Source organism: Pseudomonas sp. MM213 (assembly GCF_020423045.1).
Lineage (GTDB): Bacteria > Pseudomonadota > Gammaproteobacteria > Pseudomonadales > Pseudomonadaceae > Aquipseudomonas > Aquipseudomonas migulae.
Window position 1 is genome coordinate 6,439,059 of the sequence record NZ_CP081943.1, and the last position, 20,288, is coordinate 6,459,346.

The following is a 20,288-nucleotide window of genomic DNA, read 5'->3' on the forward strand; positions in this document are numbered from 1 at the left end:
GTCTATGCAAGACAAGGTAAAGAAATAACATGGGCAGCATGCATCCCGTACAGGTGATCGCGGTGACCGGCGGCAAAGGTGGCGTCGGGAAGACTAATGTGTCAGTGAACTTGTCCCTGGCTCTAGCTGAGCTCGGCCGGCGCGTCATGCTGCTGGACGCCGATCTGGGGCTGGCGAATGTCGACGTCCTGTTGGGACTGACACCCAAACGTACCCTGGCCGACGTCATCGAAGGCCGCTGTGAGCTGCGCGACGTATTGTTGCAGGGGCCAGGCGGCATCCGCATCGTCCCGGCCGCGTCCGGCACTCAAAGCATGGTTCATCTGAGTCCGGCCCAGCATGCCGGCCTGATCCAGGCGTTCAGCGATATCGGCGACAACCTCGACGTGCTCGTGATCGACACCGCTGCGGGTATTGGTGACTCGGTAGTCAGTTTTGTTCGCGCCGCGCAAGAAGTCTTGCTGGTGGTCTGCGACGAGCCGACTTCGATCACGGATGCCTACGCCCTGATCAAACTGCTCAACCGCGACTACGGCATGAACCGCTTCCGCGTCCTGGCCAACATGGCCCAGAGCCCGCAGGAAGGCCGCAACCTGTTCGCCAAGTTGACCAAGGTCACGGACCGCTTCCTCGACGTCGCCTTACAATACGTCGGTGCGGTGCCGTACGACGAAAGCGTGCGCAAGGCTGTGCAGAAGCAGCGCGCGGTCTATGAAGCCTTCCCTCGTTCCAAGTGCTCCCTGGCTTTCAAGGCCATCGCACAAAAGGTCGATACCTGGCCGCTGCCTGCCAACCCGCGCGGGCACCTGGAGTTTTTCGTCGAGCGCCTCGTGCAACAAACGGCAGGACCCGTGCTATGACAGCCAGCGGTTACAACCTCTACAAGAAGTCGGCGCGTGACGCGCAGTACGAGCTGATCGAGCGTTACGCGCCACTGGTCAAACGCATTGCTTACCACCTGCTGGCGCGACTGCCAGCCAGTGTCCAGGTCGAAGACCTGATCCAGGCCGGGATGATCGGCCTGCTTGAAGTATCCACCAAATATGACGCCAGCAAAGGCGCGAGTTTCGAGACGTACGCGGGCATCCGGATCCGCGGCGCCATGCTTGATGAAGTGCGCAAAGGGGACTGGGCACCACGTTCGGTCCACCGCAATACCCGCATGGTCAGCGACGCAATTCGCTCGATTGAAGCTAAAACCGGCCGTGACGCTAAAGATCACGAAGTTGCGGCCGAACTCCAATTGAGTCTCGACGATTACTACGGGATTTTGAACGACACCCTGGGCAGCCGCTTGTTCAGTTTCGACGACCTGTTGCAGGACGGCGAACACGAAGGGCTGCATGAGGATGGCGCGAGTGCTCATCTCGAGCCGTCGCGCGATCTGGAAGATGAACGCTTCCAGGCAGCGCTGGCGGACGCGATTGCCAATTTGCCGGAGCGTGAGCGACTGGTGTTGGCGCTGTACTACGACGAAGAGTTGAATCTCAAGGAAATCGGTGAGGTCCTGGGGGTCAGCGAATCTCGGGTCAGCCAGTTACACAGCCAGTGCGCGGCCCGTTTGCGGGGGCGTTTGGGGGAGTGGCGAGCGCGCTGAAGGCAGTGTGGGGACACTGCGAACTTGGCTGGTGTGGTGTTGAACTGCGCCGGTCTCGATCTGTTGTGCTCCAGACAGTCATTGAGTGCTTTGCCGGATTGATTGAAATGGCGCGTCCAGGTGCTGGGCGCGTTTAAGACTGCTTGGAGGTCGAATTGGACAAGAACATGAAAATCCTCATCGTTGATGACTTCTCAACGATGCGGCGGATCATAAAAAACCTGTTGCGTGACCTTGGGTTCACCAACACGGTCGAGGCCGACGATGGCATTACTGCCATTCCGGTTCTCAACAGCGGAAGCATCGACTTTCTGGTAACGGACTGGAACATGCCTGGCATGACCGGTATCGATCTGCTGCGCCACGTGCGCGCCGATGAAAAGCTCAAGCACCTGCCAGTGCTGATGGTGACCGCTGAAGCCAAGCGCGAGCAGATCATCGAAGCGGCCCAGGCCGGCGTAAACGGCTATGTGGTCAAACCCTTCACGGCCCAGGCGTTGAAAGAAAAAATCGAGAAGATTTTCGAACGCATCGGTTGAGAAACTGCGCCACGGGGAAGCTATGGACCAAAACGAATCTTCACAGGGCGATTTTGAATCGACCCTGAAAAAACACGCGGTCGAACTGGTCGAAAGCCTTGAAAAAGGCAAGTTCGGCGACGCTGTGCAACTGATCCATGAGCTCAACCAGACCCGTGACCGCGGCCTGTATCAGGAAGTGGGCAAGCTCACCCGCGAGCTGCACAGTGCGATCGTCAATTTTCAGATTGACCCGCACATGCCGCAAGCCGAGGAAGTGTCCCAGATCACAGATGCCACCGAGCGTCTGGGTTACGTTGTCAAGCTGACAGAGGCCGCAGCCAACCGCACCATGGATCTGGTCGAAAACTCCACGCCGCTGGTCAACAGCCTGAGCGATGAAGCTCAGGCGCTGAGCACGGACTGGGGGCGGTTCATGCGTCGCGAAGTCGGGGCTGAGGAATTTCGTGAACTGGCACGGCGTGTCGATGGTTTCCTGGCACGCAGCAGCGCGGACAACCGCGCGGTGTCGAGCAACCTCAACGACATTCTGCTCGCTCAGGATTACCAGGACCTCACCGGTCAGGTGATCAAGCGTGTGACCCAATTGGTCACCGAAGTTGAAAGCAACCTGCTCAAGCTCGTGCTTATGGCCAGTCAGGTGGACCGCTTTGCGGGCATCGAACATGACCGTGAAGCGATGCTTGCAGAAAAAGATCCGCAAAAACATCTCTCTCAGGGTGAAGGTCCGCAGATTCATGCCGATAAAAGAGAAGACGTTGTGTCCGGTCAGGACGATGTGGACGATTTGTTATCCAGCCTAGGATTTTAGATTTTTTAGCATTTTAGGTTTTTTAGGTTTTTAGACCTTTAGGAGCACCCCCTTAATGAGCTTCGGCGCCGATGAAGAGATCCTTCAGGATTTCCTGGTTGAGGCCGGCGAGATTCTAGAGCAACTGTCCGAACAGCTGGTCGAGCTTGAAAGCCGACCGGATGATGCGGACTTGCTCAATGCAATTTTTCGCGGTTTTCACACTGTAAAAGGGGGCGCCGGCTTCCTCCAGCTCAACGAGCTGGTGGAGTGCTGTCACATCGCCGAGAACGTGTTTGACATCCTGCGCAAGGGTGAACGTCGCGTCGATTCGGAATTGATGGACGTGGTTCTCGAAGCGCTGGACGCGGTGAACGGCATGTTCAGCGAAGTCCGCGAGCGTGGCCCGATAACGGCTGCCACGCCTGAATTGCTTGCAGCCCTGGCCCGTCTGGCCGAGCCGCAAACCGCCGATCAAGCCGCACCTGTGGCTGAAGTGGTGGAAGAGCCGGCTGCCGAAGCCGAATCAGGCGACATCACCGATAACGAATTCGAACAACTGCTGGACTCGCTGAACGCCGTCAAGGCTCAGGCTGAGGCCCCGGCCGCTGCTCCGCTGCCGGCCGGCGATGCCGCGACCAGCGATGAAATCACCGATGCCGAGTTCGAGTCGTTGCTCGATCAGTTGCACGGCAAAGGCCAGTTCGCCGTCGACGCGGTGGCAACACCCGCTGCGCCTGCCGCACCGGCTGCGCCGAAAGCGCCAGGTGACAGTTCCGACATTACTGACGATGAGTTCGAAGCACTGCTCGATCAGCTGCACGGCAAGGGCAACTTTGCCGTCGACGCGCTGGAATCGGCCATTGCCTCGGTACCGACCCCGGCTGCGCCAACCGCAGCAGCGGCTGGCGGCGATCTGATCTCGGATCACGAGTTCGAATCGCTGCTCGACGAATTGCATGGCAAAGGCAAGTTCACTGAAGTCGGCACCGGTTCGGCCGCCTCTTCGGTAGCTACGCCTGTAGCCAAGGCCCCGGCACCTGTCGCCAAGGCGCCCGAGCCAAAAGCCGAAGCAGCGAAGCCTGCTGCCGCCGCTGCACCAAAACCTGCCGCCGCTGCTGCACCGGCGCCTGCCCGTGCAGCGGCCGCGCCGCCTGCGGAAAAACCGGCCAGCGAAGCCGAGACCACCGTGCGGGTCGACACCGCGCGTCTCGACGAAATCATGAACATGGTCGGCGAGTTGGTACTGGTGCGTAACCGCCTGGTTCGCCTGGGTGCCAACAGCGCCGATGAAGCCATGTCCAAAGCCGTGTCGAACCTCGACGTGGTCACGGCCGACTTGCAGACCGCGGTCATGAAGACCCGGATGCAACCGATCAAGAAAGTCTTCGGGCGCTTCCCGCGTCTGGTTCGCGACCTGGCTCGCCAGCTCAAGAAAGAGATCAATCTGGAGCTGGTCGGCGAAGAAACCGACCTCGACAAAAACCTTGTCGAGGCCCTGGCCGACCCGCTGGTCCACTTGGTGCGCAACTCGGTCGACCACGGTATCGAAGAGCCGGCCGATCGCGAAGCGATGGGCAAACCGCGCAGCGGCAAAGTGATTTTGTCCGCTGAACAGGAAGGCGACCACATCCTGCTGTCCATCTCCGATGACGGCAAGGGCATGGACGCCGACGTGTTGCGCGGCATCGCGGTGAAGAAAGGTTTGATGGACAAGGATGCGGCGGACCGCCTCAGCGAGTCCGACTGCTTCAACCTGATCTTCGCACCGGGTTTCTCGACCAAGACCGAGATCTCCGACGTGTCGGGTCGTGGCGTGGGCATGGACGTGGTGAAAACCAAGATCGCCCAGCTCAACGGCACCATCAATATCTACTCGACCAAGGGCAAGGGCTCGAAGATCGTCATCAAGGTCCCGTTGACCCTGGCGATCATGCCGACGCTGATGGTCATGCTCGGCAACCAGGCGTTTGCGTTCCCGCTGGTGAACGTCAACGAGATCTTCCACCTCGACCTGTCGACCACCAACGTGGTGGACGGCCAGGAAGTGGTGATCGTGCGGGACAAGGCGCTGCCACTGTTCTACCTCAAGCGCTGGCTGGTCAGCTCCGCCGCTCACGAAGAGCAGCGCGAAGGCCATGTGGTGATCCTTTCGGTGGGCACCCAGCGGATCGGCTTCGTTGTCGATCAACTGGTCGGCCAGGAAGAAGTGGTCATCAAGCCATTGGGCAAAATGCTCCAGGGAACCCCGGGCATGTCGGGCGCCACCATCACCGGTGACGGTCGCATTGCGCTGATTCTCGATGTTCCGAGCATGCTCAAGCGTTGCGCCGCACGGCGTATTTGATTCTGGGGGAGCGGGGCGACGAAGCCTCGCCCCCGCCTAACGGAGTGTTTATGGTAGTCAAAGTCCTGGTGGTGGACGATTCGGGGTTTTTCCGCCGCCGCGTCTCGGAAATTCTTTCAGCGGATTCGAATATCCAGGTCGTCGGTACGGCGACCAACGGAAAAGAGGCGATCGATCAGGCCCTGGCCCTCAAGCCGGACGTGATCACCATGGACTACGAGATGCCGATGATGGATGGCATCACGGCAGTGCGGCACATCATGCAGCGCTGCCCGACCCCGGTGTTGATGTTCTCCTCGCTGACGCACGAAGGCGCCCGGGTCACCCTGGACGCGCTGGATGCCGGCGCGGTGGATTTCCTGCCGAAGAATTTCGAAGACATCTCGCGCAATCCCGAGAAGGTCAAGCAACTGCTGTGCGAGAAGATTCTCAGCATCTCGCGCAGTAACCGTCGTGTCAGCGCCTACAGCGCGCCGGCACCGGTCGCTGCACCCGCGCCGACACCTGCGCCTTCCAGCGTCGGCAGTTATGGCAGCAGCGCACCTGCTCGTCCGGCACCGGCACCGATCCCGGCTCGCACATTCGCGGCCAGCCCATCGTCACCAGCGCCGAAACGCAAAGCCTACAAACTGGTTGCCATCGGTACGTCCACGGGCGGCCCGGTTGCCCTGCAACGGGTTCTGACCCAGCTGCCGGCCAATTTCCCGGCCCCGATCGTGTTGATCCAGCACATGCCGGCCGCCTTCACCAAGGCGTTCGCCGAGCGTCTGGACAAGCTCTGCCGCATCAGCGTCAAGGAAGCCGAGGATGGCGACATCCTGCGTCCGGGCCTGGCGCTGCTGGCGCCGGGTGGCAAGCAAATGATGATCGACGGCCGTGGCGCGGTGAAAATCCTGCCGGGCGACGAACGTCTGAACTACAAGCCGTGTGTGGACATCACGTTCGGTTCGGCTGCCAAGTCCTACGGTGACAAAGTTCTGGCGGTGGTACTGACCGGCATGGGCGCCGACGGTCGTGAAGGTGCGCGCCTGCTCAAGCAGGGCGGCAGCTCGATCTGGGCTCAGGATGAAGCCAGCTGCGTGATCTACGGCATGCCGATGGCCATCGTCAAAGCCGAACTCGCCGATGCGGTGTACGGTCTCGACGACATTGGCAAGCACCTGGTCGAGGCGTGCATCTGATGGACGTACTCAGCCTTATCGGGATCATCATGGCGTTCGTCGCCATCATCGGTGGCAACTTCCTTGAAGGCGGCCATCTCGGCGCGCTGGCCAACGGTCCGGCAGCGTTGATCGTGCTCGGCGGGACCGTCGGCGCGGCGCTGCTACAATCGCCGATGAGCGCGTTCAAGCGCGCCATGCAGATTGTTGGCTGGATCCTGTTCCCGCCGCGCGTGGACCTGGCCGGCGGTGTTGACCGCGTGGTGAACTGGAGCCTGACCGCCCGCAAGGAAGGTCTGCTCGGTCTGGAAGGTATCGCCGACGCCGAACCCGACGCCTACTCGCGCAAAGGCCTGCAACTGTTGGTGGACGGCGCTGAGCCGGAAGCGATTCGCAGCATTCTGGAAGTGGATTTCTACACCCAGGAAAGCCGCGACATCGAAGCGGCCAAAGTCTTCGAAAGCATGGGCGGCTACGCGCCGACCATCGGCATCATCGGTGCGGTGATGGGCCTGATCCACGTCATGGGCAACCTGGCCGATCCGTCGCAACTGGGCAGCGGCATCGCCGTGGCCTTCGTCGCCACCATCTACGGCGTCGCCAGTGCCAACCTGGTGCTGTTGCCGATTGCCGCCAAACTCAAATCCGTTGCAATGCGTCAGTCGCGTTATCGCGAAATGTTGCTGGAAGGCATCCTGTCGATCGCCGAAGGTGAAAACCCTCGCTCTATTGAGTTGAAGCTTCAGGGCTTCATGGATTGATGGGAGACATGGACCATGGCACGCCGTCGACAACCTGAAGAACATGTAAACCATGAACGCTGGCTCGTTTCCTATGCCGACTTCATTACGTTGCTGTTCGCCTTTTTCGTGGTGATGTACTCGATCTCTTCGATCAACGAAGGCAAGTACAAGATCATCTCGCAAGCGTTGATCGGCGTGTTCACCGATTCGGATCGTTCGCTCCAGCCGATCCCTATCGGTGAAGAGCGTCCGAAAACCGTGACCCCGGCCAAGCCGCTGGTCAAGGACAGCGAACAGGTCGACGCCGGCATCGCCGGTGCCAGCGATCCGCTGAAAAGCATTGCCGATGACATCAGCGCCGCGTTCGGCGACTTGATCAGCTCCAACCAGATGACCGTTCGCGGCAACGAGCTGTGGGTCGAGATCGAACTCAATTCCAGCCTGTTGTTCGGCAGCGGCGATGCCATGCCCAGCGACATGGCGTTCAACATCATCGATAAGGTCGCAGTGATCCTGAGGCCGTTCGACAACCCGATTCACGTCGAAGGTTTCACCGACGATCAACCGATCCGCACCGCGCAATACCCGACCAACTGGGAGCTGTCCTCGGCCCGTTCGGCGAGCATCGTGCGGATGCTGGCGATGCAGGGGGTAAATCCTGGTCGGTTGGCATCGGTGGGTTACGGCGAATTCCAGCCGGTGGCCAACAACGCGACCGCCGAAGGCCGTGCGCGCAACCGTCGTGTGGTGTTGGTGGTGTCGCGAAATCTTGATGTCCGTCGCAGCCTCACAGGCACCGGAACCGCTCATGCGCAACCGGATGCCGCGTTGAAGCGTGCTGGCACACAAACTGCACCTGCACCAGTCAAGTCGCCGGGACGAGAGAGCGCCGTCAATTCTCCGTCACCCGCATTAACACGTTGAGCTATTTCCCGGTCGAATCGACCGGGAGGAACAATCCGAATGAGAGTCTGGGCCGTTGCCAATCAAAAGGGTGGTGTTGGTAAAACCACTTCCTCTATCGCTTTAGCCGGGTTGCTGGCTGAGGCGGGCAAGCGCGTGGTCGTGGTCGATCTCGATCCCCACGGCTCGATGACCAGCTACTTCGGTTACGACCCCGACAGCCTGGAACACAGCAGCTACGACCTGTTCCTGCACCGGGGCAGCGTGCCGCAAGGCTTGCCCGGTCAGTTGCTGTTGCCCACCAGTCACGCGAGTATTTCCCTGTTGCCGTCGAGCACTGCGCTGGCGACGCTTGAGCGCCAGTCGCCGGGGCAGAGTGGTTTGGGCCTGGTGATTGCCAAGAGCCTGGCGCAATTGTGGCAGGACTTCGATTACGCGGTGATCGACAGCCCGCCGTTGCTCGGCGTGCTGATGGTCAATGCCTTGGCGGCCAGTCAGCAATTGGTGATTCCGGTGCAGACCGAGCACCTGGCAGTCAAAGGCCTGGAGCGCATGGTCAATACGCTGGCGATGATCAACCGTTCGCGCAAGCAGCCATTGGCATTCAACATCGTGCCGACCCTGTTCGACCGGCGCACGCAGGCGTCGCTCGGGACCTTGCGGGTGTTGCGCGACAAGTACCCGGAAGAAATCTGGCAAGGCTACATCCCGGTCGATACGCGTTTGCGCGACGCCAGCCGTGCCGGCGTGACGCCTTCGCAATTCGACGGCAAGAGCCGCGGCGTGCTGGCCTATCGCGCACTGCTCAAGCACTTGCTGACGCAGCAATCCGTTGCGCAGGTGGCGTGAGATGAATCGCCCGGTAAAAATCACTTCCCGTCCGCAACTTGCGCTCCAGTCCTATCTGGACAGCTTGTTGATGGACGCGACCGAAGAGTTGCCGCCGGAAATCGAAGCGATTCCCGAGGTGGTCGAGGTTGAAGCGGCGCTGGACGAATTCCAGGCCGCGGTGCTTGAAGAGCAGGCGCGCGATGCGCAGAAGCCGGCCGAGAAACCGCCAGCCGTTGCCGCGCCGGTCACCGCACCTGTGGTGAAAACCCCGGTGGCGCTGATGGAAGCGCCGGCTCTGGCGCCGGTATCGACCATCGCTCCGCTGCTGCAAGCGCTGGTACCGCCGACCGCTCCGCTGCTGCAAGAGCTGGTACCGCCGACCGCACCGCAGCTGCAAGCGCTCGTGCCGCCGATCGTCGAAGTCCATCTGCCGCCGAGCAACACGCCGCCGCCAGTGGAAACCAACGGCCGTCCTGCGTGGGCCGCCGAGCCGTTCGAATGCCTGTTGTTCGATGTCGCCGGGTTGACCCTGGCGGTGCCGCTGGTGTGCCTGGGCTCGATTTATTCCCTGGCCGGTCAGGAACTGACACCGCTGTTCGGTCAGCCGGAATGGTTCCTCGGAATCCTGCCGAGCCAGGCCGGCAACCTGAAAGTGCTCGATACCGCCCGTTGGGTCATGCCCGACCGCTATCGCGATGACTTCCGTCAGGGCCTGCAATACGTTATTTCGGTTCAGGGCTACGAGTGGGGGCTGGCCGTGCATCAGGTCAGCCGCTCGTTGCGCCTGGACCCGAACGAAATCAAATGGCGCACCCACCGGGGTCAACGGCCATGGCTGGCGGGCACGGTGATTGAACACATGTGTGCGTTGCTCGACGTTTCCGAACTGGCCGAGCTGATCGCCAGCGGTGGGGCGAAGCACATGGGCGGCGGCAAGCCGTCCCACAAACCGACATAAAAAACACGCGGGGCAAGTGACTTGCCATCGCACTGAACACACACCGCTAGGGCGGTTTTTCGAGGGGTCAGGGTATGAATGATAAGGCGTCGTCTGCAAAAGGTTCCGAAGATCCGATCCTGCAATGGGTAACCTTCAAGCTGGACAATGAAACCTACGGCATCAACGTGATGCGCGTTCAGGAAGTCCTGCGCTACACCGAAATCGCCCCGGTCCCGGGTGCCCCGAGCTACGTGCTGGGCATCATCAACCTGCGCGGCAATGTGGTGACCGTGATCGACACCCGTCAGCGCTTCGGCCTGATGAATGCCGAGATCAGCGACAACACCCGGATCGTCATCATCGAAGCCGACAAGCAAGTGGTCGGGATCATGGTCGACAGCGTGGCTGAAGTGGTTTACCTGCGTCAGTCGGAAATCGAAACCGCGCCGAACGTGGGTAACGAAGAGTCCGCCAAGTTCATTCAAGGCGTGTGCAACAAGAACAACGAATTGCTGATCCTGGTCGAGCTGGACAAGATGATGAGCGAAGAAGAATGGTCGGAACTGGAGAGTATCTGATTGATTCTTGAGGTTGCGGTCATTGTCCTGTTCCTCTTCTGGGCAGGCACGCTGGCAATGTTTCTGGCGTACATTCGCGCTCAGCGGCGGATCGCTGCGCAACAGGCCGAGGGCGATGCGCTGCGCGATCAGCGCATCAAGGACCTGGGCAAACGCGTTGACAACTACCAGAACGGCAGCGTGCGCATGGGTGAAGACCTGCACGAGCTGCGCGCGGTGGTCGGGCCGTTGCCGGACAAGCTGGCTCAGCTTGAACAGCGCGACCCGTCGAGCCTGTCGTTTGCCCAGGCAGCGCGCCTGGTCGGAATGGGCGCGAGCGTCGATGAACTGACTCAGTCCTGCGGCTTGACCCAGGCTGAGGCGGAGTTGATGAGCAAGCTGCACAAGAACTGACATAGCTTTTGTAGGAGCCGGCTTGCTGGCGATAGCGTCCGAAAGGGCGCTGCAAGACTCAAGGCCGCTTCGCCGGCAAGCCGGCTCCTACAGAGTTTGGTGTGTTCCCGGATTTTTCACACGACGGCGCACTTGTAGGAGCTGGCTTGCCAGCGATGGCGTCCGAAAGGGCGCTGCAAGCCTCAGGGCCGCCTCGCCGGCAAGCCGGCTCCTACAGGTCAGTGGTGTTCACAGGTTCGTGCTACACCACAAAAAACTGTAGGAGCCGGCTTGCCAGCGATGGCGTCCGAAAGGGCGGTGCAAGCCTCAGGGCCGCCTCGCCAGCAAGCCGGCTCCTACAGGTCAGTGGTGTTCACAGGTTCGTGCTACACCACAAAAAATTGTAGGAGCCGGCTTGCTGGCGATGGCGTCTTCGAAACCTCAGTAATCATCCCCGCGATCGGTGATGTCCTTCTCGATCATCGGCGCATTCGGGTCATGCCCCGCCGGAAACTTGCCTTTCAGATTCCAGGCAAACGCAATGATCTCGGCGATCGTGCGATACAACTCCTCCGGAATACTGTCCCCAAGCTCCATCCTCGCGAGCAATTTCACCAGCTCGGCGTTTTCGTAGATCGGTACTTCATAATCGCGGGCAATCTTGAGGATTTCTTCCGCCAGTTCTTCGTCGCCCTTGGCCGTGAGGGTAGGGGCGTGGGTGCCGTCGTATTTGAGGGCGATGGCCTGGCGTGGAGTATCGGGATTTCTCATGCGGTTTCGTCGACCCAGCGTTGTTCCAGACGGGTTTGAGGGCCTTGCGGCGGTGTGCCAAGGTGGCAATCGAGATCGCCGACATTCAGGCCAGATGCCAGCAAGCGTTCGCGCAGCCCGACAAGGTTGCTCTCGATCAGACTCGCGGTGTACGGCCGCTCGGCCCACAGCTGGCTGGACAGACTGCCGTTGATCAACTGCGCCTGAATCTGCAACGGCCCCAACGGCTCCATGTCGAACGCCAACTCGACGCGCCACAGTTGTTGCTTGGGCTCGCGTTCGTCACGGCGTTCATTGGCTTGTTCTTTCTCCGGTGCTTCCTCGCGCTGGAACTTGACCTGCAACGGCACGATGTCCTGCATGTTGCGCATCGGGATTTCCAGCTGCCAGGTGCTCATCAGCCGGCCGTCGTTCGTGACGCCGGTTTGCTCCAGGCTCGACAGTTGATGGCTTTGCAGGCGTGAAACTGCCGCTGCCGCCAGACGCAGCAAGTGCTCCAGATCACCTTCGCCGTCCGCGCTCTGCAGGAAGCGTTCCGGCAAAGGAAAGCTGGTCGGCTGTGGTTTGGCGCTGACCTGGCCGAGCATGCCCAGGGCGCTACGCACAAAGTTAGGCATGGTCTGGGCCAGCGTGTTGGCAGCGATGATCGCATTGAGATTGGTGTTGGCCGGCAACCCCGGTGTCAGTTGCGCGATCAACTTCAGCAAATCACCTTTCATATCCGGTGCCAGCGTCGGATTCGTCCCGGCGAGCAGTTTTGCTTCAAGGAACAGCCCGCTATTGGCCAGCGCCTGGGCGAGGCCTTTTGGCGTGCTGAGTTGTTGCACGTCCGGCAGGCCGGCGAGCAACTTGTCCACGGCGGCCCGCAGGTCGTTGGACGTCTGATTCGAGGCTGGCAGGTTTTGCAGCAGTTTCAGTAATCCGTCCAGCGAGCCCTGGCGGCTCTGTTGGCTGACCAGTTGTTGAGTGACTGCCAGTTGTTCCTGGCGGCTGCTCAACGGGACGAATTTCAGGGTCTGGGTGTCTTGCACCAGCGCGCTCAGCAAAGTGCCGATGCGCAGCGGCGTCGGGCTGTCGATGTTCAGGGTGCTGCCGCTCAGTGCCGTGTTGAGCAGGCTCACCATCGAACGAAACACCGTCGGTTGGCCCGGCACTTGCGGCAGTACCTGGGAGGTCAGCACTTTGCCTTGCAGCAGGGTGCCCACCGGCAGTTGTGTGGTGTCGATGCGGGTGAGGGTGGCGACGCTGGAGGCAATGGCTTGTTGCACCGTCACGGCGAGGTTGCCGGCCGATGGCTGGGTAATTGCCAGATTCGTGCCCTGTGGCAACGGTTGGCTGCTGGTGGCCTGAACCGTGGTCTGACGGCCGCTTTCAAGGGTGACCTTGAGCAGCAGTTGAAAGGACTGATCCGCCTGCTTCAGCGACAGCACTTCGGCTTTGGCGGTCTGCCCGACGGTAATCAGGCCCTCCATCGGCGTCAGCAGCTTGAGCAGTTCGCCACTCACCACCTGCGGTCGCGATGTCGCGGGCGTGGTCGGTGGTAGCGGGAGGATGTTCATTTCGCCTGTCATACGCGGTCACAACCTGAGGAAATTGCCCTCTTTAGAGTGGGGCATGGCATGTATAATGCCGCCCGTCTTTCACAGAGTGGCGAAAACATTGCATTTGTTTGACGCAGCTCTCTAGAACAGGCCGCCAATGCATCTATGCTGCATCTCTTTAGCGGCCGTTCCGCCGCCGACTTGAACCGTAAAGGCCCGTGATCTCTTGACCAGTCCTGTCCTGCAAACCGTTGCCCTTGCTTGTGAGCGAGACCTTCGACTGCTCTTCGAAAATCTCGAATTGAGACTGGCCAGTGGCGAAATGTTGCAAATCAGCGGCCCCAACGGCAGTGGCAAAACCAGCCTTTTGCGTTTGCTTTCGGGCCTGATGCAACCGACCGCCGGTCAAGTGCTGCTCAATGGCCAGCCGCTGAACGAACAACGCAGCGAACTGGCGCGCAATCTGCTGTGGATCGGCCATGCCGCGGGCATCAAGGATCTGCTGACCCCCGAAGAAAACCTCAGCTGGCTCTGCGCGCTGCATCAACCAGCCTCCCATGAAGCCATTTGGGCAGCGCTTGCTGCTGTCGGACTGCGCGGTTTCGAAGATGTTCCGTGCCACACCCTGTCCGCCGGTCAGCAACGCCGCGTGGCCCTGGCGCGGTTGTATCTGGACAGCCCGCCGCTGTGGATCCTCGACGAGCCGTTCACTGCGCTCGACAAGCAAGGCGTGGCGCAACTCGAAGAACACCTGGCCGCGCACTGTGAGCGCGGCGGCATGGTGGTACTGACCACGCACCACACGCTGAGTCGAATGCCGACCGGCTATCGCGACATTGATCTGGGGAATTGGGCCGTATGAGTGTTTTCGGCCTGTTGGTCGCCCGTGAGGCTCGCTTGTTGTTCCGTCGTCCGGCGGAGTTGGCCAATCCGTTGGTGTTCTTCGCGATCGTGGTTTCGCTGTTCCCGTTGGCGGTCGGTCCCGAGTCTCAATTGTTGCAAACCTTGTCTCCGGGACTGGTCTGGGTGGCAGCCCTTTTATCGGTTTTGCTCTCGCTGGACGGGCTTTTCCGCAGTGATTTCGAAGACGGTTCCCTTGAGCAGTGGGTCCTTTCGCCGCACCCCCTGCCTCTTCTGGTTTTGGCCAAGGTACTGGCACACTGGGCCTTCTCTGGTCTGGCACTGGTTTTGCTCGCTCCACTGCTGGCGTTGATGCTCGGTTTACCCACCGCCTGTCTGCCCGTGTTGCTGCTTTCCCTGTTGCTGGGTACACCGGTGCTGAGCCTGCTCGGTGCGGTGGGCGCGGCCCTGACGGTAGGCTTGAAGCGGGGCGGCTTGTTGCTGGCCCTGCTGATTCTGCCGTTGTACATCCCGGTATTGATTCTCGGCAGTGGCGCCTTGCAGGCGGCATTGCAGGGCATGCCGGCGATCGGTTATCTCCTGTGGCTTGGTAGCCTGACCGCCCTGGCGATAACCCTGACACCTTTTGCAATAGCTGCTGGCCTGAAGATCAGCGTCGGCGAATAATGAGGTCTGGTTAAATTTTAACCAGTAAAGACCCTAGGCTGCTCGTGATGGCGAGCAGCAACCGTGATGGAAACAGTAATGAACTGGACCTGGTTTCATAAGCTCGGCTCACCCAAATGGTTTTATGGCATCAGCGGCAAACTGCTGCCGTGGCTGAGCATCGGAGCGTTGCTGCTGATCAGCATTGGTGTCGTTTGGGGCCTGGCCTTCGCGCCGCCGGACTACCAGCAAGGCAACAGCTTTCGCATCATCTATATTCACGTTCCCGCCGCCATGCTGGCGCAGTCGGTCTACGTGATGCTGGCGGTGTGCGGCATCGTCGGGCTGGTGTGGAAAATGAAACTGGCCGACGTCGCCCTGCAATGCGCGGCGCCCATCGGTGCCTGGATGACCGCCGTGGCGCTGGTCACCGGCGCGATCTGGGGCAAACCGACCTGGGGTTCGTGGTGGGTCTGGGATGCACGACTTACGTCCATGTTGATTCTGCTGTTTCTGTACTTCGGTCTCATTGCGCTGGGCAACGCTATCAGCAATCGTGACAGCGCGGCCAAGGCCTGCGCGGTGCTGGCGATTGTCGGCGTGATCAACATCCCGATCATCAAATACTCGGTGGAGTGGTGGAACACCCTGCACCAGGGCGCGACCTTCACCCTCACCGAAAAACCGGCGATGCCGGTCGAAATGTGGCTGCCATTGCTGCTGACGGTGCTGGGTTTCTACTGTTTCTTCGGCGCGGTTTTGCTGCTGCGCATGCGCCTTGAAGTGCTCAAGCGCGAGGCCCGCGCCAGTTGGGTGAAAGCCGAAGTGCAGAACAGCCTGGAGGCCGCTCGATGACTTTTGCTTCATTCGGCGACTTCCTCGCCATGGGCCATCACGGCCTGTATGTCTGGTCAGCCTACGGCATCAGCCTGGCAGTGCTGGCCCTCAACGTGGCGGCGCCGATCCTGGCCCGCAAGCGGTATCTGCAACAAGAGGCGCGTCGTCTGCGCCGGGAGAACGGCAAGTGAATCCGCTGCGCAAAAAGCGTCTTATCATCATTCTCGCGATCCTGGTCGGTGTCGGCGCTGCCGTCGGTCTGGCCCTGAGCGCCCTGCAGCAGAACATCAATCTGTTTTACACCCCGACGCAAATCGCCAACGGCGAAGCGCCGCAAGACACGCGTATCCGTGCGGGCGGCATGGTCGAGAAGGGGTCGCTGCAACGTTCCGGCGATTCGCTGGACGTGAAATTCATCGTCACCGACTTCAACAAGTCCGTGACCATCAGTTACCGCGGCATCCTCCCGGACCTGTTCCGCGAAGGGCAGGGCATCGTTGCGCTGGGCAAATTGAACGCCGATGGCGTGGTGGTGGCTGACGAAGTGCTGGCCAAGCACGATGAGAAATACATGCCGCCGGAAGTGACCAAGGCTTTGAAAGACAGTGGTCAATCTGCTCCAACGCCCGCGAAGGAGGGTTGATCGATGACATCTGGAATCTTTATTCCTGAACTCGGCCATCTGGCCATGATTCTGGCGCTGTGTTTCGCGCTGGTTCAGGCCGTGGTGCCGTTGCTCGGTGCCTGGCGCGGTGATCGTTTGTGGATGAGCCTGGCCCAGCCGGCCGCCTGGGGGCAGTTCGCGTTTTTGCTGTTCGCTTTCGGTTGCCTGACCTACGCATTCATGGCCGACGACTTCTCCGTCGCCTACGTCGCCAGCAACTCCAACAGCGCCTTGCCGTGGTACTACAAGTTCAGTGCAGTGTGGGGCGCGCACGAAGGTTCGTTGCTGTTGTGGGCGTTGATCCTCGGTGGTTGGACCTTCGCCGTGTCGGTGTTCTCCCGGCAGTTACCGCAAGTGATGCTGGCGCGGGTGCTGGCGGTGATGGGCATGATCAGCACCGGTTTCCTGATGTTCCTGATCCTTACCTCCAACCCGTTCGCACGGATCCTGCCGCAGATTCCGGCGGACGGTCGTGACCTCAACCCGCTGCTGCAAGACATCGGCCTGATCGTTCACCCGCCGATGCTGTACATGGGCTACGTCGGTTTCTCCGTGGCCTTCGCGTTCGCCATCGCGGCATTGCTCGGCGGTCGACTCGATGCGGCGTGGGCACGTTGGTCGCGTCCATGGACCATCGTCGCCTGGGCCTTCCTCGGCATCGGCATCACCCTCGGTTCGTGGTGGGCTTACTACGAACTCGGCTGGGGCGGCTGGTGGTTCTGGGACCCGGTGGAAAACGCCTCCTTCATGCCTTGGCTGGTGGGCACTGCGTTGATCCACTCGTTGGCGGTCACGGAAAAACGTGGCGTGTTCAAGAGCTGGACCGTGTTGCTGGCCATCGCTGCGTTCTCGTTGAGCTTGCTGGGTACGTTCCTGGTGCGTTCCGGCGTGCTGACCTCGGTTCACGCCTTTGCCTCCGATCCCGAGCGCGGCGTGTTCATCCTGATTTTCCTGCTGTTCGTGGTGGGCGGTTCGCTGACGCTGTTTGCCCTGCGCGCGCCGGTGGTGAAGAGCCATGTCGGCTTCAACCTCTGGTCTCGCGAAACCTTGCTGCTGGGCAACAACCTGGTGCTGGTGGTAGCGGCGTCGATGATCCTGCTGGGCACCTTGTACCCGCTGATTCTCGATGCAATGACCGGCGCCAAGCTGTCGGTCGGCCCGCCGTATTTCAACGCGCTGTTCATTCCGTTGATGGCGTTGCTGATGGTGGTGATGGCGGTTGGCATGCTGGTGCGCTGGAAAGACACGCCGGTCAAATGGCTGATGAGCATGCTGACCCCGGTATTGCTCGGCAGCGCCGCGCTGGCCGTGGTGGCTGGCGTCGCTTATGGCGATTTCAACTGGGCCGTGATCGCGACGTTCATGCTGGCCGCCTGGGTGTTGCTGGCCGGTATCCGCGACATCTTCGACAAGACCCGCCACAAAGGCCTGATCAAAGGCCTGCCGACCCTGACTCGCAGCTATTGGGGCATGCAGCTTGCGCATTTGGGTATCGCCGTGTGCGCGCTCGGTGTCGTGCTGTCGAGCCAGAACAGCGCCGAACGTGACCTGCGCCTGGCACCGGGCGAGTCCATGGACCTGGGCGGTTACCAGTTCGTGTTCGAAGGCGCCAAGCACTTCGAAGGCCCGAACTTCACCTCCGACAAAGGCACCGTACGGGTGATCCGCGACGGCAAGGAAATCAGTGTGTTGCACCCGGAAAAACGCCTGTACACCGTGCAGAACTCGGTGATGACTGAAGCCGGGATCGACGCCGGGTTCACCCGCGACCTCTATGTCGCACTCGGCGAACCGCTGGGTGATGGCGCCTGGGCCGTGCGCGTGCACGTCAAACCGTTCGTGCGCTGGATCTGGTTCGGCGGTCTGCTGACCGGTTTGGGCGGGCTGCTGGCGGCGCTGGATCGTCGTTATCGGGTCAAGGTGAAAAGCCGCGTGCGTGAAGCACTGGGCATGACGGGAGCGACTGCATGAGACGTTGGTTGATGCTGTTGCCGCTGGCGATTTTTCTGGTGGTGGCTGTTTTCCTTTATCGCGGGCTCTTTCTGGACCCGGCCGAGCTGCCTTCGGCAATGATCGGCAAGCCGTTCCCGGAGTTTTCCCTGCCCGCGGTGCAGGGCGACAAGACCCTGACCAAGGCAGATATTCTCGGTAAACCGGCGCTGGTCAACGTGTGGGGCACCTGGTGCATTTCCTGCCGGGTCGAGCACCCGGTGTTGAACAAACTGGCCGAGAAGGGCGTGGTGATCTACGGCATCAACTACAAGGACATCAATGCGGATGCCTTGAAGTGGCTGGTGGAGTTCCACAACCCGTATCAACTGGACATCCGTGACGACGAAGGCACGCTGGGCCTGAACCTCGGCGTATACGGCGCTCCGGAAACCTTCTTCATCGACGCCAAGGGCATCATCCGCGACAAATTCGTCGGCGTGATCGACGAGCAGGTCTGGCGCGAAAAACTGGCGGCCAAGTATCAGGCGCTGGTGGATGAGGCCAAGCCATGAAGCGCTGGATAGCTGCCGTTGTATTGGGCCTGAGCATGGCCGGCGTGGCGCACGCGGCCATCGACACCTATGAGTTCGCCAAAGAAGCTGATCGCGAGCGTTTTCGCGAGCTGACCAAAGAGCTTCGTTGCCCCAAGTGCCAGAATCAGGACATCGCCGATTCCAACGCACCGATCGCCGCCGACCTGCGCAAAGAGATTTTCCGCATGCTGGGCGAGGGCAAGGACAATCAGCAGATCATCGATTTCATGGTCGATCGCTACGGTGATTTCGTCCGCTACAAACCCGCACTCAACGCCAAGACTGCCTTGCTCTGGTTCGGCCCCGCCGGCCTGCTGTTGGGCGGTTTTGTGATCATCGCCGTGATCGTCCGCCGTCGTCGCGTCCAACGCGCTGATGCCAAGGATGAGCTTTCTGCCGAGGAGCGCGAGCGCCTCGATCAACTGTTGGATAAAACCAAGAATGATTGATTTCTGGCTCGCTGCAGGTCTGCTGCTTCTGGTTGCCCTGAGTTTTCTGCTGATTCCCGTTCTGCGTGGCCGCCGCGCCCAGCTGGAAGAGGATCGTACTGCCCTGAACGTCGCGCTGTATCAAGAGCGCGTGGCTGAGTTGCAAACCGAGCAGGAAGAGGGCGTGCTCAACGCTGCGCAACTGGAAACCGGTCGCGCCGAAGCTGCTCGTGAGTTGCTCGCCGACACCGAAGGCGCCGATGCACCGCGCGCGGCACGTCTGGGCAAACCGTTGCCATTGCTGGCGGCGATTCTGGTGCCGGTGTTGGGGCTTGGGCTCTACCTGCATTTCGGCGCCAGCGACAAGGTCGAACTGACCCGCGAATTCTCCCAGGCACCGCAGTCGATGGAAGAGATGACCCGCCGTCTGGAACGCGCCGTCGCCGCTCAACCGGATTCGGCCGAAGGCCTGTACTTCCTGGGTCGCACTTACATGGCGCAGGATCGTCCCGCCGACGCGGCGAAGATCTTCGAGCGCACGGTGAACCTGGCCGGTCGTCAGCCGGAACTGCTCGGCCAATGGGCGCAAGCCCAGTACTTCGCCGATGGCAAGAAGTGGTCGGACAAGGTTCAGGCCCTCACCGACGAAGCGCTGAAAGCCGATCCGAAGGAAGTCACCAGCCTTGGCCTGCTCGGTATCGCCGCGTTTGAAAGCGCGCATTATCAGGACGCCATCGATTACTGGAATCGCCTGTTGGTGCAACTGCCACCGGAAGACGGCTCCCGCGCCGCGCTGCAAGGCGGTATTGCCCGGGCTACCGAGAAACTCGAAGCCAGCGGCGGCAAGGTTGCCCAGGCGCCTGCGCCCAAGGTTGCAGCGCTGCTCAAGGTCAGCGTCGATCTGGCGCCAGAGCTCAAGGCCAAGGTTCAGCCGGGTGACAGCGTGTTCATTTTCGCCCGCGCCACCTCGGGGCCTCCCGCACCATTGGCCGCCAAACGCCTGACCGTGGCTGACTTGCCGGCGACCGTCGAACTGGGCGATGCCGACGCAATGATGCCGCAGTTGAAACTGTCGAACTTTCCTGAAGTCCAACTGGTTGCGCGTATCTCACGGGCCGGCCAACCGACTGCCGGCGAATGGATCGGTCGCAGCCAGCCTCTGGCCAGCAGCACCACCGCGGCGCAAAAACTGACCATCGACAGCCCAGACAAATAA

General features: G+C 60.8%; 23 protein-coding genes. 21 read left to right on the forward strand and 2 right to left on the reverse strand.

What is annotated here, in order from left to right; translation table 11 throughout:
- The first annotated feature begins 29 nt into the window (after window positions 1-29).
- From fleN to K5R88_RS29360, 12 genes are all read left to right on the forward strand, one after another.
- Window positions 30-860: a flagellar synthesis regulator FleN gene (gene fleN, locus K5R88_RS29305; protein WP_008001746.1), complete on the forward strand. Its 831-nt coding sequence runs from the start codon at window positions 30-32 to the stop codon at window positions 858-860.
- Window positions 857-1,597, forward strand: coding sequence for an RNA polymerase sigma factor FliA (fliA, locus tag K5R88_RS29310; protein ID WP_007894214.1), 741 nt, complete (start codon window positions 857-859; stop codon window positions 1,595-1,597). The genes fleN and fliA overlap by 4 nt, the downstream gene beginning before the upstream one ends.
- A gap of 167 nt (window positions 1,598-1,764) precedes the next feature.
- Complete coding sequence (locus K5R88_RS29315) at window positions 1,765-2,136, forward strand: chemotaxis response regulator CheY (protein ID WP_008006721.1); 372 nt, start codon at window positions 1,765-1,767, stop codon at window positions 2,134-2,136.
- A gap of 22 nt (window positions 2,137-2,158) precedes the next feature.
- Window positions 2,159-2,947, forward strand: a complete 789-nt coding sequence (locus tag K5R88_RS29320; protein WP_008039817.1) for a protein phosphatase CheZ — start codon at window positions 2,159-2,161, stop codon at window positions 2,945-2,947.
- Window positions 2,948-3,002: 55 nt separating this feature from the next.
- The gene (locus K5R88_RS29325) at window positions 3,003-5,273 is read left to right on the forward strand and encodes a chemotaxis protein CheA (protein ID WP_226298825.1); all 2,271 of its coding nucleotides are present in this window, start codon (window positions 3,003-3,005) and stop codon (window positions 5,271-5,273) included.
- A 50-nt stretch (window positions 5,274-5,323) separates the two neighbouring features.
- Window positions 5,324-6,454 carry a protein-glutamate methylesterase/protein-glutamine glutaminase gene (locus tag K5R88_RS29330; protein ID WP_226298826.1) on the forward strand — a complete coding sequence of 377 codons (1,131 nt, stop codon included), beginning with the start codon at window positions 5,324-5,326 and terminating at the stop codon, window positions 6,452-6,454.
- Window positions 6,454-7,194 (forward strand): flagellar motor protein, encoded by a 741-nt coding sequence (locus K5R88_RS29335; protein WP_008039834.1) that lies wholly within the window; start codon window positions 6,454-6,456, stop codon window positions 7,192-7,194. Before K5R88_RS29330 ends, K5R88_RS29335 begins: the two co-directional genes overlap by 1 nt.
- A gap of 15 nt (window positions 7,195-7,209) precedes the next feature.
- Window positions 7,210-8,100: a flagellar motor protein MotD gene (gene motD / locus K5R88_RS29340; protein WP_008024618.1), complete on the forward strand. Its 891-nt coding sequence runs from the start codon at window positions 7,210-7,212 to the stop codon at window positions 8,098-8,100.
- Between the two features lie 39 nt (window positions 8,101-8,139).
- Entirely contained in the window at window positions 8,140-8,928 is a 789-nt protein-coding gene (locus K5R88_RS29345) for a ParA family protein (protein ID WP_008039835.1), read from the forward strand.
- A gap of 1 nt (window position 8,929) precedes the next feature.
- On the forward strand, window positions 8,930-9,868 hold the full coding sequence (locus K5R88_RS29350; RefSeq protein WP_223554580.1) for a CheW domain-containing protein: 939 nt from the start codon (window positions 8,930-8,932) through the stop codon (window positions 9,866-9,868).
- A 74-nt stretch (window positions 9,869-9,942) separates the two neighbouring features.
- The gene (locus K5R88_RS29355; RefSeq protein ID WP_008024622.1) at window positions 9,943-10,428 is read left to right on the forward strand and encodes a chemotaxis protein CheW; all 486 of its coding nucleotides are present in this window, start codon (window positions 9,943-9,945) and stop codon (window positions 10,426-10,428) included.
- A complete protein-coding gene (locus tag K5R88_RS29360; protein ID WP_207285365.1) occupies window positions 10,429-10,821 on the forward strand; it encodes a DUF2802 domain-containing protein in 393 nt (130 codons plus the stop codon).
- A 420-nt stretch (window positions 10,822-11,241) separates the two neighbouring features.
- On the opposite strand, the gene K5R88_RS29365 is transcribed toward K5R88_RS29360, so the two are convergent.
- A complete protein-coding gene (locus K5R88_RS29365; protein WP_223554582.1) occupies window positions 11,242-11,571 on the reverse strand; it encodes an EscU/YscU/HrcU family type III secretion system export apparatus switch protein in 330 nt (109 codons plus the stop codon).
- On the reverse strand, window positions 11,568-13,142 hold the full coding sequence (gene fliK, locus K5R88_RS29370; RefSeq protein WP_226298827.1) for a flagellar hook-length control protein FliK: 1,575 nt from the start codon (window positions 13,140-13,142) through the stop codon (window positions 11,568-11,570). The genes K5R88_RS29365 and fliK overlap by 4 nt, the downstream gene beginning before the upstream one ends.
- 196 nt (window positions 13,143-13,338) lie before the next feature.
- Between fliK and ccmA the strand changes: the two genes are divergently transcribed.
- From ccmA to ccmI, 9 genes are all read left to right on the forward strand, one after another.
- Window positions 13,339-13,974 (forward strand): cytochrome c biogenesis heme-transporting ATPase CcmA, encoded by a 636-nt coding sequence (gene ccmA / locus K5R88_RS29375; RefSeq protein WP_008026825.1) that lies wholly within the window; start codon window positions 13,339-13,341, stop codon window positions 13,972-13,974.
- Window positions 13,971-14,639 (forward strand): heme exporter protein CcmB, encoded by a 669-nt coding sequence (ccmB, locus tag K5R88_RS29380; protein WP_008026823.1) that lies wholly within the window; start codon window positions 13,971-13,973, stop codon window positions 14,637-14,639. The genes ccmA and ccmB overlap by 4 nt, the downstream gene beginning before the upstream one ends.
- Before the next feature lie 78 nt (window positions 14,640-14,717).
- Window positions 14,718-15,473 carry a heme ABC transporter permease gene (locus K5R88_RS29385; protein ID WP_008026821.1) on the forward strand — a complete coding sequence of 252 codons (756 nt, stop codon included), beginning with the start codon at window positions 14,718-14,720 and terminating at the stop codon, window positions 15,471-15,473.
- Window positions 15,470-15,646 carry a heme exporter protein CcmD gene (gene ccmD / locus K5R88_RS29390; protein WP_008026820.1) on the forward strand — a complete coding sequence of 59 codons (177 nt, stop codon included), beginning with the start codon at window positions 15,470-15,472 and terminating at the stop codon, window positions 15,644-15,646. Before K5R88_RS29385 ends, ccmD begins: the two co-directional genes overlap by 4 nt.
- A complete protein-coding gene (gene ccmE / locus K5R88_RS29395; RefSeq protein ID WP_008026817.1) occupies window positions 15,643-16,098 on the forward strand; it encodes a cytochrome c maturation protein CcmE in 456 nt (151 codons plus the stop codon). The genes ccmD and ccmE overlap by 4 nt, the downstream gene beginning before the upstream one ends.
- A gap of 3 nt (window positions 16,099-16,101) precedes the next feature.
- A complete protein-coding gene (locus K5R88_RS29400; RefSeq protein WP_207285363.1) occupies window positions 16,102-18,090 on the forward strand; it encodes a heme lyase CcmF/NrfE family subunit in 1,989 nt (662 codons plus the stop codon).
- Complete coding sequence (locus K5R88_RS29405; protein WP_226298828.1) at window positions 18,087-18,623, forward strand: DsbE family thiol:disulfide interchange protein; 537 nt, start codon at window positions 18,087-18,089, stop codon at window positions 18,621-18,623. The genes K5R88_RS29400 and K5R88_RS29405 overlap by 4 nt, the downstream gene beginning before the upstream one ends.
- The gene (locus K5R88_RS29410; protein ID WP_192226062.1) at window positions 18,620-19,093 is read left to right on the forward strand and encodes a cytochrome c-type biogenesis protein; all 474 of its coding nucleotides are present in this window, start codon (window positions 18,620-18,622) and stop codon (window positions 19,091-19,093) included. Before K5R88_RS29405 ends, K5R88_RS29410 begins: the two co-directional genes overlap by 4 nt.
- The gene (gene ccmI, locus K5R88_RS29415; protein WP_008039841.1) at window positions 19,086-20,288 is read left to right on the forward strand and encodes a c-type cytochrome biogenesis protein CcmI; all 1,203 of its coding nucleotides are present in this window, start codon (window positions 19,086-19,088) and stop codon (window positions 20,286-20,288) included. Before K5R88_RS29410 ends, ccmI begins: the two co-directional genes overlap by 8 nt.

Bases quoted from the DNA above. Each gene is read 5' to 3' on its own strand.
- motD (WP_008024618.1), top strand. From the start codon at position 7,210: ATGGCACGCCGTCGACAACCTGAAGAACATGTAAACCATGAACGCTGG.
- K5R88_RS29410 (WP_192226062.1), top strand. From the start codon at position 18,620: ATGAAGCGCTGGATAGCTGCCGTTGTATTGGGCCTGAGCATGGCCGGC.
- ccmD (WP_008026820.1), top strand. From the start codon at position 15,470: ATGACTTTTGCTTCATTCGGCGACTTCCTCGCCATGGGCCATCACGGC.
- K5R88_RS29330 (WP_226298826.1), top strand. From the start codon at position 5,324: ATGGTAGTCAAAGTCCTGGTGGTGGACGATTCGGGGTTTTTCCGCCGC.
- K5R88_RS29405 (WP_226298828.1), top strand. From the start codon at position 18,087: ATGAGACGTTGGTTGATGCTGTTGCCGCTGGCGATTTTTCTGGTGGTG.
- ccmB (WP_008026823.1), top strand. From the start codon at position 13,971: ATGAGTGTTTTCGGCCTGTTGGTCGCCCGTGAGGCTCGCTTGTTGTTC.
- K5R88_RS29355 (WP_008024622.1), top strand. From the start codon at position 9,943: ATGAATGATAAGGCGTCGTCTGCAAAAGGTTCCGAAGATCCGATCCTG.
- K5R88_RS29315 (WP_008006721.1), top strand. From the start codon at position 1,765: ATGAAAATCCTCATCGTTGATGACTTCTCAACGATGCGGCGGATCATA.
- K5R88_RS29385 (WP_008026821.1), top strand. From the start codon at position 14,718: ATGAACTGGACCTGGTTTCATAAGCTCGGCTCACCCAAATGGTTTTAT.
- K5R88_RS29320 (WP_008039817.1), top strand. From the start codon at position 2,159: ATGGACCAAAACGAATCTTCACAGGGCGATTTTGAATCGACCCTGAAA.
- K5R88_RS29400 (WP_207285363.1), top strand. From the start codon at position 16,102: ATGACATCTGGAATCTTTATTCCTGAACTCGGCCATCTGGCCATGATT.
- K5R88_RS29350 (WP_223554580.1), top strand. From the start codon at position 8,930: ATGAATCGCCCGGTAAAAATCACTTCCCGTCCGCAACTTGCGCTCCAG.
- K5R88_RS29325 (WP_226298825.1), top strand. From the start codon at position 3,003: ATGAGCTTCGGCGCCGATGAAGAGATCCTTCAGGATTTCCTGGTTGAG.
- K5R88_RS29335 (WP_008039834.1), top strand. From the start codon at position 6,454: ATGGACGTACTCAGCCTTATCGGGATCATCATGGCGTTCGTCGCCATC.
- fliA (WP_007894214.1), top strand. From the start codon at position 857: ATGACAGCCAGCGGTTACAACCTCTACAAGAAGTCGGCGCGTGACGCG.
- fleN (WP_008001746.1), top strand. From the start codon at position 30: ATGGGCAGCATGCATCCCGTACAGGTGATCGCGGTGACCGGCGGCAAA.
- ccmI (WP_008039841.1), top strand. From the start codon at position 19,086: ATGATTGATTTCTGGCTCGCTGCAGGTCTGCTGCTTCTGGTTGCCCTG.
- K5R88_RS29365 (WP_223554582.1), bottom strand. From the start codon at position 11,571: ATGAGAAATCCCGATACTCCACGCCAGGCCATCGCCCTCAAATACGAC.
- K5R88_RS29345 (WP_008039835.1), top strand. From the start codon at position 8,140: ATGAGAGTCTGGGCCGTTGCCAATCAAAAGGGTGGTGTTGGTAAAACC.
- fliK (WP_226298827.1), bottom strand. From the start codon at position 13,142: ATGACAGGCGAAATGAACATCCTCCCGCTACCACCGACCACGCCCGCG.